General features: G+C 32.8%; 16 protein-coding genes. 12 read left to right on the top strand and 4 right to left on the bottom strand.

What is annotated here, in order from left to right; translation table 11 throughout:
• Nucleotides 1-294: 294 nt before the first annotated feature.
• On the bottom strand, nucleotides 295-795 hold the full coding sequence (locus tag BOW55_RS01335) for a DUF456 domain-containing protein (RefSeq protein WP_129022640.1): 501 nt from the start codon (nucleotides 793-795) through the stop codon (nucleotides 295-297).
• Between the two features lie 202 nt (nucleotides 796-997).
• Here BOW55_RS01335 and BOW55_RS01330 point away from each other — a divergent pair, with 202 nt between their 5' ends.
• Nucleotides 998-1,228 carry a hypothetical protein gene (locus BOW55_RS01330; RefSeq protein WP_129022639.1) on the top strand — a complete coding sequence of 77 codons (231 nt, stop codon included), beginning with the start codon at nucleotides 998-1,000 and terminating at the stop codon, nucleotides 1,226-1,228.
• A gap of 48 nt (nucleotides 1,229-1,276) precedes the next feature.
• Nucleotides 1,277-1,762 carry a hypothetical protein gene (locus BOW55_RS01325; protein ID WP_089052473.1) on the top strand — a complete coding sequence of 162 codons (486 nt, stop codon included), beginning with the start codon at nucleotides 1,277-1,279 and terminating at the stop codon, nucleotides 1,760-1,762.
• Between the two features lie 17 nt (nucleotides 1,763-1,779).
• Here BOW55_RS01325 and BOW55_RS01320 read toward each other — a convergent pair whose 3' ends face one another.
• On the bottom strand, nucleotides 1,780-2,883 hold the full coding sequence (locus BOW55_RS01320) for a glycosyltransferase (protein WP_129022638.1): 1,104 nt from the start codon (nucleotides 2,881-2,883) through the stop codon (nucleotides 1,780-1,782).
• The gene (locus BOW55_RS01315; protein ID WP_129022637.1) at nucleotides 2,880-3,824 is read right to left on the bottom strand and encodes a lysylphosphatidylglycerol synthase domain-containing protein; all 945 of its coding nucleotides are present in this window, start codon (nucleotides 3,822-3,824) and stop codon (nucleotides 2,880-2,882) included. The genes BOW55_RS01320 and BOW55_RS01315 overlap by 4 nt, the downstream gene beginning before the upstream one ends.
• 104 nt (nucleotides 3,825-3,928) lie before the next feature.
• Between BOW55_RS01315 and ruvC the strand changes: the two genes are divergently transcribed.
• From ruvC to BOW55_RS01275, 8 genes are all read left to right on the top strand, one after another.
• On the top strand, nucleotides 3,929-4,483 hold the full coding sequence (gene ruvC / locus BOW55_RS01310; protein WP_089052719.1) for a crossover junction endodeoxyribonuclease RuvC: 555 nt from the start codon (nucleotides 3,929-3,931) through the stop codon (nucleotides 4,481-4,483).
• A gap of 115 nt (nucleotides 4,484-4,598) precedes the next feature.
• On the top strand, nucleotides 4,599-4,970 hold the full coding sequence (locus tag BOW55_RS01305) for a four helix bundle protein (protein WP_089052718.1): 372 nt from the start codon (nucleotides 4,599-4,601) through the stop codon (nucleotides 4,968-4,970).
• Nucleotides 4,971-5,087: 117 nt separating this feature from the next.
• Entirely contained in the window at nucleotides 5,088-6,239 is a 1,152-nt protein-coding gene (gene hemW, locus BOW55_RS01300) for a radical SAM family heme chaperone HemW (RefSeq protein WP_129022636.1), read from the top strand.
• 87 nt (nucleotides 6,240-6,326) lie between these two features.
• Nucleotides 6,327-7,079 (top strand): cyclase family protein, encoded by a 753-nt coding sequence (locus BOW55_RS01295; RefSeq protein ID WP_129022635.1) that lies wholly within the window; start codon nucleotides 6,327-6,329, stop codon nucleotides 7,077-7,079.
• Between the two features lie 147 nt (nucleotides 7,080-7,226).
• Nucleotides 7,227-7,628, top strand: coding sequence for a GNAT family N-acetyltransferase (locus BOW55_RS01290; protein WP_129022634.1), 402 nt, complete (start codon nucleotides 7,227-7,229; stop codon nucleotides 7,626-7,628).
• Nucleotides 7,625-7,975: a DUF4260 domain-containing protein gene (locus BOW55_RS01285; protein WP_129022633.1), complete on the top strand. Its 351-nt coding sequence runs from the start codon at nucleotides 7,625-7,627 to the stop codon at nucleotides 7,973-7,975. The genes BOW55_RS01290 and BOW55_RS01285 overlap by 4 nt, the downstream gene beginning before the upstream one ends.
• Before the next feature lie 6 nt (nucleotides 7,976-7,981).
• Nucleotides 7,982-8,350, top strand: a complete 369-nt coding sequence (locus BOW55_RS01280) for an MmcQ/YjbR family DNA-binding protein (RefSeq protein WP_129022632.1) — start codon at nucleotides 7,982-7,984, stop codon at nucleotides 8,348-8,350.
• Nucleotides 8,351-8,458: 108 nt separating this feature from the next.
• Nucleotides 8,459-9,178, top strand: coding sequence for a PH domain-containing protein (locus BOW55_RS01275; RefSeq protein WP_129022631.1), 720 nt, complete (start codon nucleotides 8,459-8,461; stop codon nucleotides 9,176-9,178).
• A 143-nt stretch (nucleotides 9,179-9,321) separates the two neighbouring features.
• Here the strand turns inward: BOW55_RS01275 and BOW55_RS01270 are convergent, their stop codons facing one another.
• The gene (locus BOW55_RS01270) at nucleotides 9,322-10,422 is read right to left on the bottom strand and encodes a DUF4407 domain-containing protein (protein ID WP_129022630.1); all 1,101 of its coding nucleotides are present in this window, start codon (nucleotides 10,420-10,422) and stop codon (nucleotides 9,322-9,324) included.
• A 264-nt stretch (nucleotides 10,423-10,686) separates the two neighbouring features.
• On the opposite strand from BOW55_RS01270, the gene BOW55_RS01265 reads away from it, so the two are divergent.
• Together BOW55_RS01265 and BOW55_RS01260 are read left to right on the top strand one after the other, a co-directional pair.
• Nucleotides 10,687-13,497, top strand: a complete 2,811-nt coding sequence (locus BOW55_RS01265) for a TonB-dependent receptor (protein ID WP_129022629.1) — start codon at nucleotides 10,687-10,689, stop codon at nucleotides 13,495-13,497.
• A 74-nt stretch (nucleotides 13,498-13,571) separates the two neighbouring features.
• Nucleotides 13,572-14,630, top strand: coding sequence for a phytase (locus BOW55_RS01260; protein ID WP_129022628.1), 1,059 nt, complete (start codon nucleotides 13,572-13,574; stop codon nucleotides 14,628-14,630).
• Nucleotides 14,631-14,812: the final 182 nt, after the last annotated feature.

Genomic DNA, 14,812 nt, shown 5'->3' with positions numbered 1-14,812 from the left:
CAATTTGTAGGTTTGGGGTCATACTATTAACTTATTAAAAATAATTATTTAAAGTCATTCAAAATAATCGACAAAGTGAGGCTTTTTATCGTTTATCGTGATAAAAATATAAAATATTCTAACATATCCAAAAAATTAGTTAAAATTTTACCGATGACATTTATACGCATTTATAAAAAATTGCGCAAGTCTCAATAAACATAAAGCCTTGAGAAGCAAGCTAAAAAATAAAATTTTAAGAAAATAATCGAGAAAAATCAAAAAATAAGAAAAAGCTTAAATAAATTTTAACATTTAAAACAATAATGAACGATTCTGCCAAACTATCGTTATGAAAATACCTAGATAAATCATACAAAACATAAAGTTTATAAAACTAGAAGCTAAAAAGCCAAGAAGTGAACCCGTAGCTACTTTAAAAGCACGCTGATGATTTTTAGAATCATAAAGCATTTCTCCAATTAAAGCACCAACAAAAGGACCGATAATGACACCAAACGGAATAGGTGCAAGAATTCCAACTACCAACCCAATATTAGTTCCCCAAACTCCGTAAGAACTGCCTCCAAATTTTTTCGTTCCCTTAGCAGGAATTATATAATCCAAAACTGTAATAATTACGGTCAGCAGCAATGTAATTCCTAATACCCAATAATTATTCTCAACAGCTTTTGTTAAATACAATAAAAGCAGACCAACCCAACAACTTGACAAACCGGGCAAAACAGGTAAAAAACTTCCAAAAATGCCAATGATGATACATATAAAACCAAGCGTCAACAATAATAAATCCATATATTTTTTTTGTAATTTTGTGCTTACAAACTTGCAGCGAAATTAGTAAATGAATCGTCTCTCACAATTTATTGTTTTTTTAATTCTGTTTTTTTCGATCAGCATAAATTTATGCGCGCAAACAAAAAAACTTTCACCTGAAGATCAATTTCTTCAGGACAGCATTTATAAAAGTAATAAGAAAAAAGTTCAAAATTTCTCAATGAAAGAATTTGACACGCTTTTCTTTGAATTTTTTAATCGGAAAAACGATCCTAATATTGTTCTGAGTAAAACAGAATTTTATAATTACACCGTTAGAATTGCCGCTTTTTCTGATCGCCTTGCTCACTTATATCCTGACCAAAAGCAAGTTGCAGAACAAAACAAAGAACAATGGCTTTCAGAGCGCTATGAAGATTATCTTCAATACAAAGCTTCTCAAAAAAAATAATCGTATTTTTACACCCTATTTTTCATTGTTCAATACAACGTCATAATCTTGAAACATTTTTTCCTTCTTTTAATTATTCTTTTTTTTAATTCTTGTCAATATTTTGAGAAGCAGGTTCCGTCTGAAAAAGAATTGCTTCAAAAAGAATTAAAATCTATAAACTGGAAAGAAGTTGATGAATATCCAACGGTGGCTGATTGTGAAAAAATCACCGATAAAAAACAACGCCAAAAGTGTTTTTTTGATGTTATGTCAACTCTAATTCAAGAAAAATTAAACGTCGACAGCTTATCTATTATGTATCCTGAACTCGATACTATTGAGGTAAAAGTGACCATTTTTCCAAATGCTGTTATGAAATTTGAACCTCAGTTTCCTAAAGATTCTGTTGCTTATGATACTATAAAAATTGACAGTATTCTTCACGCACGTTTAGTTAATTTCCCAAAAATAAATCCTGCTATAAAACGCGGTATTCCAGTAAAAACACAATTTATTTTACCTGTTATTCTTAAAGCAAAAGACGAGAAATAGTTTTCTTAAAATAAGTTTTAGCTTCTAAATCGTCGATCTTTCCATTCATAAGATCCAAATAAGCTGTACAAAGCTACTGTTGAACTAAAAAAAGGATATAGCAAACTGCTTAACAAAAGACTTTTTATTCTATTTTTTGATAAAAACTTATTGGTTGCATAAAGCAGTACGAAATCTACTGAAAACTTAAAAAACGCAAGTAAAACAAATACTGAATAAGACCAAAATCCTAAAAGGAAGTAGAAAAAACCAACTACAAAACTCAAATTTCCAAAGAAAACAATTAAACCCAAAAACTTTCCAAAATTACTTTTATAAGAACTTGTTTTGGCTGCCCAGCGTACTCTTTGATAAAACAAAGATTTCCAAGTTTCAGTTGGTTTTGTACTTACAATTGCTTCTTTAGCCTTTAAATAATGAACCTCTTCTGGGAATTTTTCAATCGCTTTTTGAAGCAAAAAAACATCATCTCCGCTGGCAATTTTATCATTTCCTTCAAATCCGTTCAGCTTTTCAAATATTGATTTTGTGTAGGCAAAATTAGCGCCATTACACATAAACCCTTTATTCAAACCAAAACTTCCAATCGTTGCGCCTTGTAAACTGGTTAAATCTAGCTGTTGAAAATGGTCTAGAAACGAATTTTCGCATTCGTAAGTTACAGCTCCTGCAAGCATTGAAACTTTATTCTCCTGAATATAATTATCAAAAGTTAAAAGCCAGTTTTCAGGCACCATACAGTCAGCATCTGTTGTAATAACCCAATCCTTTTTTACATGCTGCATTGCAGTTGTAATCGCGTCTTTTTTGGGAGAATTTGAAATTCGGATATTTTCTATTTGTAAAATTTGAAATGTAAAATGTGAAACTTGAAACTTTTCATTTGAAGAATCATCGACTAAAATTACTTCGAATAAATCTTTTGGATAATTTAGATTTGAAAAACTCTGTAGAAGATGTGGAAGATTTTCTTTCTCATTTCGAAACGGAACTATAATCGTAAAGTTTGTTTTTAAACTTAAATCTGTTTTTTGATATTGCTTTACTTTAAAAAAACCATAAACAAGTAAACTAATGCTAAAAACATAAATTGCTGTTAACAAGAATAACGCAAAAATCATTCTGCTGTTTTAGTTTTAAAATTCAATACAAAGTAACTTCCCAAAACTACTGGCAAAACAACGTTTAGAAACCACATTAACGTGCTTATAAAAATTACAATCCACTCATTTACGCCTAGAATTCCGAAGAAATAAATAGCAACACTTCCTTTTACAGCAAAATCTAAAAATTGAAATGTTGGCAATGAAGAAGCCAAAAAATAAACAGACGTAATCGCTGCCATCAAAGTTAAATAATGTAAATCGACATCAAAACCTAAAAACAAAAAGTAGTATTGATGTGAAAAAACCAAATAACGGCAAATTCCTAAAAAGATGTTTTTTTGGTGAATTGACTTTGGAATTTCATTGATTTTATGAATCAGTTTTTCAATTGAATATCCTTTTACTTTTATTTTTTTTATCGAAAATAAAACAATCAAAATCAGTAAAAACCCTCCAAACAAAATTAAAACCGTTTTTGTCGTTATTACATTAAATTGTGCATTGAAATACAGCAATCCAAAAATCCCAAAAATGATCGTTAAAATCATTTGGATTCCGTTGCAGATTAAGTTCAAGAAAACTACTTTTTTTGCATCAGATTTTGGGTAATACAATGCTTTCCCAGCGTACTCTCCCACTCCGTTTGGCGTGAAAATTCCAGCCGTTAAAGCGGCCAAAACCTGTTTTGTAGCTTCGTAACCTGAAATTTTATGGATCACTTGTGCGAGATTCTGCCATTTTAAAATTTCAAAATAACGGTTCAAAACACTCAAAAGCAATATAAATCCAATTCCTAAAACGGACTGATTTTTTCGAAACAAAACAATAAACTTTTGCCAGTCTAATTTATCATTGTTTGCCAGCTGATTGTAAATAAAATAAAATGCGCCGCCAACAATCAAAAGTTTGATTAGAAGAACAAGGAATTGCTTAGCTTTGTGAGGAATTGAAATCATGCCGCAAAAGTAAGCAATTTGAAAATGTGGCAATTTGAAAATGAAAAAATGAATCGTTTTGATTATCAAAAAACTTGAAACTTGAAACTTGAAACAAAAAACACTTGACAAAAGAACGCATCATATTAGGTATTGACCCTGGAACCACAATTATGGGTTTTGGACTGATAAAAGTTATCAATAAAAAAATGGAGTTTTTGCAATTAAACGAATTGCAATTGTCCAAATACGATAATCATTACCAAAAACTAAAAATTATTTTTGAACGTACTATAGAATTAATCGAAACGCATCATCCAGACGAAATTGCAATTGAAGCGCCTTTCTTTGGCAAAAACGTACAATCAATGTTAAAACTAGGACGTGCACAAGGCGTTGCAATGGCAGCAGGACTTTCGAGAGATATTCCTATTACTGAATACGAACCAAAAAAGATAAAAATGGCGATTACCGGAAACGGAAATGCCAGTAAAGAACAAGTCGCTAAAATGCTGCAACAGCTTTTAGGTTTAAAAGAATTACCTAAAAACCTAGATTCAACAGATGGTTTGGCGGCTGCAGTTTGTCATTTCTTTAATTCAGGAAAAGTCGTTGCTGGGAAAAGTTATTCAGGTTGGGACGCTTTTGTGAAACAAAATGAGGAACGAGTGAAAAAATAGTGATCAGTGGTCAGATTTTTAGTGATCAGTTCTTAGTATTCAATTATTAGGTCGAAAATAATTATTGTTTTATTTGTAATTTTCCTACAGAAAAATCGTTATGAATAAAAAAATGATGAGATTTCAAGATTTATTAGCTTACAAAAAGTCTTTTTCTTTAGCAATGAAGATATTCAATATTACAAAACAGTTTCCAAAAGAAGAAACTTATTCATTAACCGATCAGATAAGACGCTCATCTAGAAGTGTTCCAGTTACTATTGCCGAAGCTTACAGAAAACGTATTTATCCAAAACATTTTTACAGTAAATTAACCGATTCTGATGGCGAAAATTCTGAGACACAAGTTTGGCTTGAATTTGCTTTTGCTTGTAAATATATTTCAAACGAATACTATAATGAACTTTTATCTGAAAGTATTGAAATAGGTAAATTATTAAACTATATGCTTTTAAACCCAGAGAAGTTTGGAGTCAGGAAAGAGTAATCAGTGGTCAGGTTTTTGGTGTTCAGTTTGTAAATTGGTAAAAAACTGAACACCAAAAACCTGACCACTGATCACTAAAATCTGAACACTAAATCCTGAACACTGAACACTAAAAAAATGAGCGGTATCTACATACATATTCCTTTCTGCAAACAGGCTTGTCATTACTGCGACTTTCATTTTTCTACTTCGATGAAAAAGAAAGACGAGATGGTTTTGGCTTTGGCTAAAGAAATTGCCATGCGCAAAAATGAGCTTCTCGACTCCGCTCGAAGTGACAACGAAATTGAAACCATCTATTTCGGCGGAGGAACTCCTTCAGTTTTATCAAATGACGAAATAAACTTTTTAATTTCTGAAGTTTATAAAAACTATAAAGTTGTCGAAAATCCAGAAATTACACTTGAAGCTAATCCAGATGATCTGTCTGCTGAACGAATTCTAGAATTATCTAAAAGCCCTATAAATAGATTAAGCATTGGGATTCAGTCTTTTTATGAAGAAGATTTGAAGATGATGAATCGCGCTCATAATTCGGCGGAAGCCAAAAAATGTTTGGAAGAAGCAACGAAGTATTTTGATAATATATCGCTTGATTTAATTTACGGCATTCCGGGAATGACTGACGAAATGTGGAAACAAAATATTGAAACAGCTTTAAGTTTTGGTATTCCACATATTTCGAGTTATGCTTTAACGGTTGAACCAAAAACGGCCTTAAGCAAATTAATTCAAACTGGTAAAATTGCTGAACCGCAAGACGAAGCGGCTTCGAATCATTTTATGATTTTGGTGGATACGCTCCAGAAAAATGGGTTTATTCATTACGAATTATCCAATTTTGGAAAAGAGAATTACTTCTCCAAAAACAATTCGGCTTATTGGCTGGGGAAAAAATATATCGGAATCGGACCTTCGGCACACAGTTATGACGGCGAAAAAAGAGGCTGGAATATTGCCAATAATTCATTGTATTTAAAAGCTATTCAAAACAGTGAACTTCCAATAGAAACGGAAATTTTGACCATTTCAGATCGTTATAACGAATATATAATGACGGGATTACGAACCATTTGGGGCGTTTCTTTAGATCGTATTGAAAAGGAATTTGGTTTGGAATATTTGAATTATCTCAAAAAACAATCTCAGAAATTTTTAGATGACGATTTACTTTCTATTGAAAACAACATTTTAAAACCAACTCCAAAAGGAAAATTCTTAACGGATGGAATTGCTTCAGATTTATTTTATTTAAATTTGGAAGAATAAAAATTGAACGCTGATAAAACGGATGCAAGCAACGCTGATAAATCCGTAAAATCTGCGTTAGAATATCCGTAAAATCCGTGTTCCATTATGCTTGCACTTTTAGACAATAAATATCAAATCGACTTATCAAAACCTATTGATATATCGATTCCATTGACCAATACAGACGAAAACCCGATTGCTTGGTATATCGAAAAACCAGTTATTGAACCTGTTATTTTTGGGGACTGGATTGGAAAAGTTTCTGAAGGGAAATCTTCTACAAATTTTAATAACATTTTCTTCAATCCGCATGGGCATGGAACGCACACGGAATGTTTAGGACATATTACGAATGATTTTTACAGTATTAATCAATCACTGAAACAGTTTTTCTTTTTTGCTAAATTGATTACGATTGAACCTGATAAAATTGGAGATGATTATGTGATTACGAAAGAACACATTTCGACTTCGCTCAATGTGACAATTGAGGCTTTAATTATTAGGACACTTCCAAACCAAAAGGAAAAAAAATCAAGAAAATATTCGAATACAAATCCGCCTTATTTGTCTGAAGAAGCTGCAGTATTTATCCGCGAAAGCGAAATTCAACATCTTTTGATTGATTTACCAAGCGTTGACAAAGAACATGACGAAGGAAAATTATTAGCCCACAAAGCGTTTTGGAATGTAAAAGATACCGTTAATCTAAATTCTGATGCACGCCTAAATGCTACAATTACTGAAATGATTTATGTTCCAGATGAAATTGAAGATGGTGATTATATACTAAATCTTCAAATCGCTTCGTTTGAAAATGACGCAAGTCCATCAAAACCAATTTTATATAAGATTTAAATATTTGCCACGAATTACACAAATTTACACTAATTAAACTTTTTTGCCACAGATTAGAAGATTTACACAGATTGAATCATTTTAATCCTTTAATCTGTGGCAGAATAAAAAGAAATTTGTACAATTTGTGGCAAAAAACAATAAACTATGATTACTGTTTCAACAGATAAAACCAAACTCGACGTTTCGTTTATACAAAACTTTTTGGCAGCTATTTATTGGGCGGCACCTAGAACTATTGAAGAAGTGCAGACTGCAATCGATGCTTCATTTTGTTTTGGAATCTATTTAAACGACAAACAAATTGGTTTTGCGCGCGTGATTACCGATTATGTCGTTTTTGCTTATGTAATGGACGTTTTTATTACAGAAGAACACCGTGGAAAAGGATATTCTTCGATTTTAATCGAAACAATGATAAACGAACCGCAGCTTCAAAATGTCAAGCTTTGGCGATTAGCAACTACCGATGCTCATTTTTTATACGAGAAATTTGGATTTACAAAACTGAATCATCCTGAAAAAATGATGGAAAAAATAGTCAAATGAAAACAGTCTTAAAACTCGAAGAAGCGGCTTTATTTATTTTCGGAATTTTTCTTTTTAACCGGTTAAGTTATGAATGGTGGTGGTTTTTAGTTTTAATTCTAGCTCCAGATCTATCTATGATTGGATATGCTTTGGGGAATAAAACTGGTGCATTTCTGTACAATCTTTTTCATCATAAAGGAATTGCACTTTTAATTTATGGTTTAGGATGTTATTTCAGCATTGAAAGTATTCAATTAGCTGGAATTATTTTATTTTCACATTCGGCAATGGATCGAATATTTGGTTACGGATTGAAATATGAAAAAGGATTTAAATACACACATTTAGGTGAAATTGGTAAATAAGAAGTTATGAATTTAGAAACGTTTTATGAATATTGTCTTTCAAAAAAAGGTGTAAGCGAACATTTTCCTTTTGATGAAGATACTTTGGTTTTTAAAGTGGGCGGAAAAATGTTTGCTTTATCTTCTCTATCACAATGGGAGAAAAACGAACAATCGGTGAATTTAAAATGCGATCCCGAACGTGCACAGGAACTCAGAGCCGAATACGATGAAATACAACCCGGATTCCATATGAGTAAAGTGCACTGGAATACGGTTGCTTTAAATGGAAATTTACCCATTAAATTCGTAAAGGAATTAATTGATCATTCGTACGAATTGGTTTTCAAAAGTTTGACAAAGAAAATTCAGAACGAAATTATCGACCCGGGGTAATTTTTTTACCGAACTGGCGGAGCAATTAGAAAATTAGGCATTACATTTGCACGGTAAGAAAAAAACTTAGCAACTCAGTTACTATGTAACTTAGCAACTTATAAAAATATGAAAGAACAATTTAAAAAATTTCTGAACGAAGAACAAGATCCAAAAGCGATTGAAAAAATCACTTCAAAACTTACAGATTTATTGATGAAAGGTGAAGAAGTTGGATATATAGCCGTTCAAAAAAAACCTGCAATTACTGTTTTTCCTGATAGCATAGTATTAACAAACAAACGTATTATTATTTGTAAGCCTAAAAACTTAGGTCTTTCGATGGATTTTACAGATTATACGTGGGATGAAATCGTTGGTACTTTTGTAAAAGAAAATATTTTGGGTTCAGAATTTTCTTTTTCTACTAAAACAGATATTCAAGCTTCTATAGATTATATTCCGAAAATTCAGGCTAGAAAGATTTTCACTTATGCTAAAGAGCAATTAGATATTTTAAAAAATCCAGTTGTAACGGCAACACCAGTTGAAGAAATTGTTGAGCCAGAATACGAAGAAGAAATCGATGAAGTTGAAGAGGTTGAAGAAGTTGAAACGGAAGAAGTAACCAATTTTGCTGAAATTTTACCAGCGGCACCAACTTATACTGAAACGTTTGAACCGCTTCCAACTCAACCAAGTCAGCCTGCCGGCGAACGCAAATTAGCTGATTTATCTAAAGAAGAGCTTTTTGACAAATTACAGAATTACAAAAAACTTCTTGATAATGGTTTAATCATGCAAGGTGAATACGATACTTTCAAAAAAGAGATTTTAAGTTATATGTAAGTCTTAAAGTCAAAAGTCGAAGGTCTTAAAGTCTTTTGACTTTGTCTCAAATAAAAAAGCCAGAAATAGAATCTCTATTTCTGGCTTTTACTTTTTTAAGTTTCTACTTCGACTTTCAGACCTTCGACTTTCTAACTTTCTGACTAAAGTGTAGCTTTCTGTTTTTCTACAAATTTATGCGACTGCAGTTCCAGTAATTCCTTTGCGTTTTTTCGCTGTAAATCAAATAGTCCTTTATCTTCGGCAATATCAGCATAAACTTTATCATGCATTTCTGCACTCGTTTTAACTAATAAATCACGTTGGTATTTATTTTGAGCCAAAGTCGCTTTCATAGCTGTTTCAGCTTCTTCTTGTTTGAAATCAAATTCGCCTTTTGGCGCAAGTAATTTGGCTATAATTGGAGACGTTTCAATTGCCAAAAACAATAACATTATAAAAAACGACGGTAACCACGGCAGCTTATTCAACGCATTTATACGCGCCATTAATCCGTCAAAACCTTCTATGATAGGTTGTGTCTGCGAAACTTTTTTGTCTAAATCAGCCTGAAGCTGTACGCCTGCCTTTTCTTTCTCTGCAATTTTTGCTTCGTTTGCTGCTTTAAGAGTTTCGTATTCCTTTAAAGCGGCATCGTGTTTTTCGCGTTTTTCTTTATAAACAGGTCCTTTTCCCAGTTTTTTAGTTCCAGCAGTTCCTTCCGCTTCTGTAATATAAGTTGAATATAAAGCATTAACTTCTTTCTCCTTTTTTGCAATATCAGCTTTTAGAGCAGCGATCTCTCCTTTGTTTTTATCTAAATCTGATTTGAAATAGGTTCCAATTTGTTTTTTATTGGCCAATTCCATTTCGTTTTTTTCCTTCAACAAAACCGTATTTATTTCTTTTTCGAAAATTTTAATCTCTAATGGTTTCGAAATTACGATCGCAATAATAATTGCCAGCATAATTCTAGGTGTTGCCTGCAGAAATTCGTCAAAAAAACGATCTCTCTTCTTAATTGTAGAGACAATAAAACGATCTAGATTGAAGATTAATAAACTCCATACAAATCCAAAAATCAGAGCTGGATAAATAGAGTCAAAAACAGTGAAAAGTGCATATGCGCTGGCTAAAAACGCCATTACAGCAGTAAAAAAAACGGTGGCGCCAATACCAACATATTTGGTTTGTTCGCCTTCAGAGCAGCCTTCGAGTAAATCTCTGTCGGCTCCAGAACATAAGATGAAAAATTGTTTTAACATGATTGATGATTTTTGATTGATGATTACTTCGTCAGTTCGCCCTTCGGGCTCGTGTGATAAGGCAAATTTAACGCCAAAAATTCAAATCTGAGATAAATACTTGATTTCTTTTTACTTGGAACAAAAACTCTGTGTAATAAATGTTATTTTAACATTAATAATTTTCAGCCATATTTGATTAATTATAACCTTTTGTTAATTTTTTTAAAGGCTTTTAGTAATACTTAGGTTCTAGTTTCGCAACCAAAATCAAACTAAAAAACAATGAAAAAATTCTACTTATTACTAACGTTTTTATTTTTGACCTTTTCTGGGTTTGCTCAAAAAGCAATAATATCAGGAAAAGTATTAGATATAGACGACAAACTTCCTCTGCCGGGTGCAATGATTCAAATAACAGGTGAAAATAAATACACTGTTTCAGATTACAACGGTCGTTTTGAATTATTAAACATTAATGCTGGTACTTATAAAGTTGAAGTAAAATATATTGGTTACACGGCAATAACAAAAGAAATCACTGTTGAGCAAGGCAAAAATAATGTACTTGATTTTGCTCTTAAAACTTCAGGAACTGAACTTAATGAAGTTGTAGTAGGCGACATTTTAAAAGGTCAGGCTAAAGCTTTGAATCAACAAAAAAACAATAAAAATATCGGAAACGTAATTTCATCTGATCAAGTGGGACGTTTTCCTGACGCCAATGTTGGTGACGCTTTAAAACGTGTTCCAGGTATTACAATGCAAAATGATCAAGGTGAGGCTCGTAACATTATCATTAGAGGACTTGCTCCATCTTTAAATTCAGTTACTTTAAATGGTGACCGAATTCCGTCTGCAGAAGGAGACAATAGAAATGTACAAATGGACTTGATTCCGTCTGATATGATTTCGACTATTGAGGTTAACAAAACTTTGACTTCAGATATGGATGCTGATGCAATTGGAGGTTCTGTAAATTTGATTACAAGAGCAACTCCAAATGGAGAAAGAATCTCGGCAACTTTAGCTGGAGGTTATTTACCAATTCGTGAACACGCTTCTTATACAGCAGGTTTTGTTTATGGAAATCGCTTTTTAGATAACAAACTTGGTGCTGTTTTCAGCGGATCGTACAACAATGTTGATTATGGTTCTGATAATATCGAAAACGAATGGGTAAAGGATGATTTCGGAAATGAATATCTTCAAGCTTCTGAGATTAGAAAATACGATGTACAGCGTATTCGCCGAAGCGGATCTGTTGCTTTAGATTATAAATTTGACGAAAACAATACCATTTTTGCGAATGCTATTTATAACTGGAGAGACGATAGAGAAAATCGTTTCAGAACTACTTATGATGATATTGAACCAATTTATAATGGTGAAAAAATTACTGGTTTTGAAGGTCGTGTAAAACGTCAAACAAAAGGTGGTGTTGACAATAACCGAAATAAAAACAGAAGATTAGAAGATCAGCGTGTACAAAATTATTCTATTAGAGGAGAACATTTGATTAACTCAAAATTAGATTTAGACTGGTCGGCAAACTATGCAAAAGCTAGAGAATATCGTCCGCAAGAACGTTACATCGAATACCGTCAAAAAGGTTTAGAAATGATGGAAGATTTATCTGATCCAAGATTTCCTTTATTGACAACTGTTGGAGAATCTACAGATAAATTCAAATTTGATTCTGTTACAGAAAACACAGATGAAACAAGCGAAAGTGAATTTGGAGCTAAAGTAAATATCCGTTTTCCTTTCTCAGTAATTGCAGGAGAAAAAGGAAGACTTAGAACTGGACTTAGACTACGTTTGAAGGAAAAAGAAAGAAACAATAATTTCTATTCTTACGAACCAATCAATGACGGAATGGAATTATTATCTGAAGTTCCAACTAGTTATTTTGATGGAAAAAACTTTAATCCAGGAAGTAAGTATGTACCGGGAACTTTTGCTTCTAAAGATTTCTTAGGAAGTTTGGATTTAAACAATGCATCATTATTTGACAAAAAAACTGATCCGGCTGAATATTTAGCTGTAAACTATAATGCTAAAGAAAGAATTACCGCTGCATACGTGAGATGGGATCAAGACTTTAACGATAAACTTTCTATGGTTTTGGGTTTCCGTGTTGAAAATACGCACATTGATTATACAGGAAACAGAGTTCTAGACGAAGAGGAATTAGAAAGCCAAATCAACACTACAAACTCTTACACTAATTTATTACCAAGTATTTCATTCCAATATAATGCTACTAAAGATTTAGTTTTAAGAGCAGCTGCAACAACGGCGCTGGCAAGACCAAACTACTATGCACTGGCACCTTATGTAAACAATATTGCCGCTGATAAAGAAATCACTGCAGGAAATCCTGATCTTGACGCTACTTACTCTTACAATTATGATTTCATGGCCGAGAATTATTTCAAATCAGTTGGTTTGATTTCTGGAGGTGTTTTCTACAAAAGATTAAATGATTTTATCTATAACTACAGCGACAATCAATACGACAGCGTAAAATTTGCTGCTGATTTTCCAAATCAGATAAACCCAATTCCTGCTGGCGAAAACTGGTCATTTTTACAATCTAGAAATGGTGATAAAGTTGATGTTTACGGTTTTGAAGTTGCTTTTCAACGTCAGTTAGATTTCTTACCAGGTAAATTCTTAAAAGGTTTTGGTATCTATTTAAACTATACGTACACTAAATCTAAAGCAAAAGGAATTTCTGATGAAGATGGAAACGAAAGAAACAACATTAGTCTTCCCGGAACAACTCCTCATATGTTTAACGGATCTTTGTCTTGGGAAAACAAACGTTTCTCTGCTAGAATTTCAACCAACTTTACTTCTGATTATTTAGATGAATTAGGTTCAGAATCTTACAAAGACAGTTACTATGACAAACAGTTTTTCTTGGATGCAAATGCTTCTTTCAAAATTACAAAACAGCTTCGTGTTTTTGCTGAGGCAAACAATTTAACAAATCAGCCTTTGCGTTACTATCAAGGAGTTTCTGCTCACACTAAACAAGCTGAATATTACCAAGCTCGTTACAATTTTGGATTGAAACTAGACTTGTAAAATCAATTATAAAAACTACTAAATTAGACAGGACTTAGCGGTTCTGTCTAATTCATTTAAAATAAAATACCAAAATGAAAAATAAATCGATACTTGCTTTCTTACTTATAAGCCTTGCCTTTACTGCTTGTAAAGACGACAAATTAGCTCCAATTCAACCAAATGCAGTAAAACCAACAACTGTTACCGAAGCCTTGCCTCATGATACTGATGATCCTTCGATATGGATTCACCCAACTGATGCTTCAAAAAGTATTATTGTGGGAACAGATAAAGATTCTGATGGAGCTTTATATGCTTTTGATTTGAATGGAAAAATTCTTAAAAAATCAATTACTCTAAAACGTCCTAATAATGTTGATATCGCTTATGGATTAATCATCGACGGAAAAAAAGTAGATATTGCGGTTACAACAGAACGTGAAAGCAACAAAATTAGAATCTTTAGTCTGCCGGATTTAGAACCTATTGATAATGGCGGAATCGAAGTTTTTGAAGGAGAGTCTTTACGTGACCCTATGGGAGTTTCATTATACACACGACCAAGCGATCAAAAGATTTTTGCTATTGTGGGAAGAAAAACAGGACCATCTGGAAGTTATTTATGGCAATACGAACTTTCTGGAAACGGAAAATTTGCTGCGGCAAAAGTGGTTCGCAAATTTGGAACTTACAGCGGGAAAAAAGAAATCGAAGCTATTGCAGTTGATAACGAGTTAGGTTTTGTTTACTATTGCGACGAGCAAGTTGGAATTAGAAAATACAAAGCTGATCCTGCTTTAAATGACAATAAAGAATTAGCTTTTTTTGGTCAAAAAGATTTCAAAGCAGATCATGAAGGAATTGCAATCTACAAAAAAACAGATTCTACAGGTTACATTTTAGTATCTAATCAACAAGCAAACTCTTTTATGGTTTATCCGAGAGAAGGTGCAAACGGAAATCCAAACAACCACCCTTTATTAGCAGAAGTTCCAACTTCAACAATCGAATGTGATGGCGCTGATGTTACAAGTGTAAACTTAGGACCAAAATACAAAAACGGACTTTTCGTAGCGATGAGCAATGGAATGACTTTTCATTACTACACTTGGGATTTAATCCAAAAACGTATTGATTCTCAAAAGAAATAAGTTTTCAGTCGCAGTACACGGTCGTAGTCTCAATCTCAGTTTTCAGTTTCCAAACTGACTGTAAACTGAGACTGAATACTGCAAACTAAAAATTGTCAGGCTGAGCAAAGTCGAAGCCCTCGTAACGCAAAAGCCCTTCGCCTTCGCTCAGGGTGACACCGTAAACTGAGACCGAGAATGTA

Source organism: Flavobacterium sp. YO12 (assembly GCF_004119495.1).
Taxonomy (GTDB): Bacteria; Bacteroidota; Bacteroidia; order Flavobacteriales; family Flavobacteriaceae; genus Flavobacterium.
This window is presented reverse-complemented; position numbering and strand designations above follow the sequence as displayed.

What these genes read in the sequence shown, in the direction of transcription:
- BOW55_RS01320 (WP_129022638.1), bottom strand. Translation starts at nt 2,883, where the DNA reads ATGATTTTTGCGTTATTCTTGTTAACAGCAATTTATGTTTTTAGCATT.
- BOW55_RS01315 (WP_129022637.1), bottom strand. Translation starts at nt 3,824, where the DNA reads ATGATTTCAATTCCTCACAAAGCTAAGCAATTCCTTGTTCTTCTAATC.
- BOW55_RS01260 (WP_129022628.1), top strand. Translation starts at nt 13,572, where the DNA reads ATGAAAAATAAATCGATACTTGCTTTCTTACTTATAAGCCTTGCCTTT.
- BOW55_RS01305 (WP_089052718.1), top strand. Translation starts at nt 4,599, where the DNA reads ATGAGATTTCAAGATTTATTAGCTTACAAAAAGTCTTTTTCTTTAGCA.
- BOW55_RS01335 (WP_129022640.1), bottom strand. Translation starts at nt 795, where the DNA reads ATGGATTTATTATTGTTGACGCTTGGTTTTATATGTATCATCATTGGC.
- BOW55_RS01280 (WP_129022632.1), top strand. Translation starts at nt 7,982, where the DNA reads ATGAATTTAGAAACGTTTTATGAATATTGTCTTTCAAAAAAAGGTGTA.
- BOW55_RS01330 (WP_129022639.1), top strand. Translation starts at nt 998, where the DNA reads ATGAAAGAATTTGACACGCTTTTCTTTGAATTTTTTAATCGGAAAAAC.
- BOW55_RS01270 (WP_129022630.1), bottom strand. Translation starts at nt 10,422, where the DNA reads ATGTTAAAACAATTTTTCATCTTATGTTCTGGAGCCGACAGAGATTTA.
- BOW55_RS01265 (WP_129022629.1), top strand. Translation starts at nt 10,687, where the DNA reads ATGAAAAAATTCTACTTATTACTAACGTTTTTATTTTTGACCTTTTCT.
- BOW55_RS01295 (WP_129022635.1), top strand. Translation starts at nt 6,327, where the DNA reads ATGCTTGCACTTTTAGACAATAAATATCAAATCGACTTATCAAAACCT.
- BOW55_RS01275 (WP_129022631.1), top strand. Translation starts at nt 8,459, where the DNA reads ATGAAAGAACAATTTAAAAAATTTCTGAACGAAGAACAAGATCCAAAA.
- hemW (WP_129022636.1), top strand. Translation starts at nt 5,088, where the DNA reads ATGAGCGGTATCTACATACATATTCCTTTCTGCAAACAGGCTTGTCAT.
- BOW55_RS01290 (WP_129022634.1), top strand. Translation starts at nt 7,227, where the DNA reads ATGATTACTGTTTCAACAGATAAAACCAAACTCGACGTTTCGTTTATA.
- BOW55_RS01285 (WP_129022633.1), top strand. Translation starts at nt 7,625, where the DNA reads ATGAAAACAGTCTTAAAACTCGAAGAAGCGGCTTTATTTATTTTCGGA.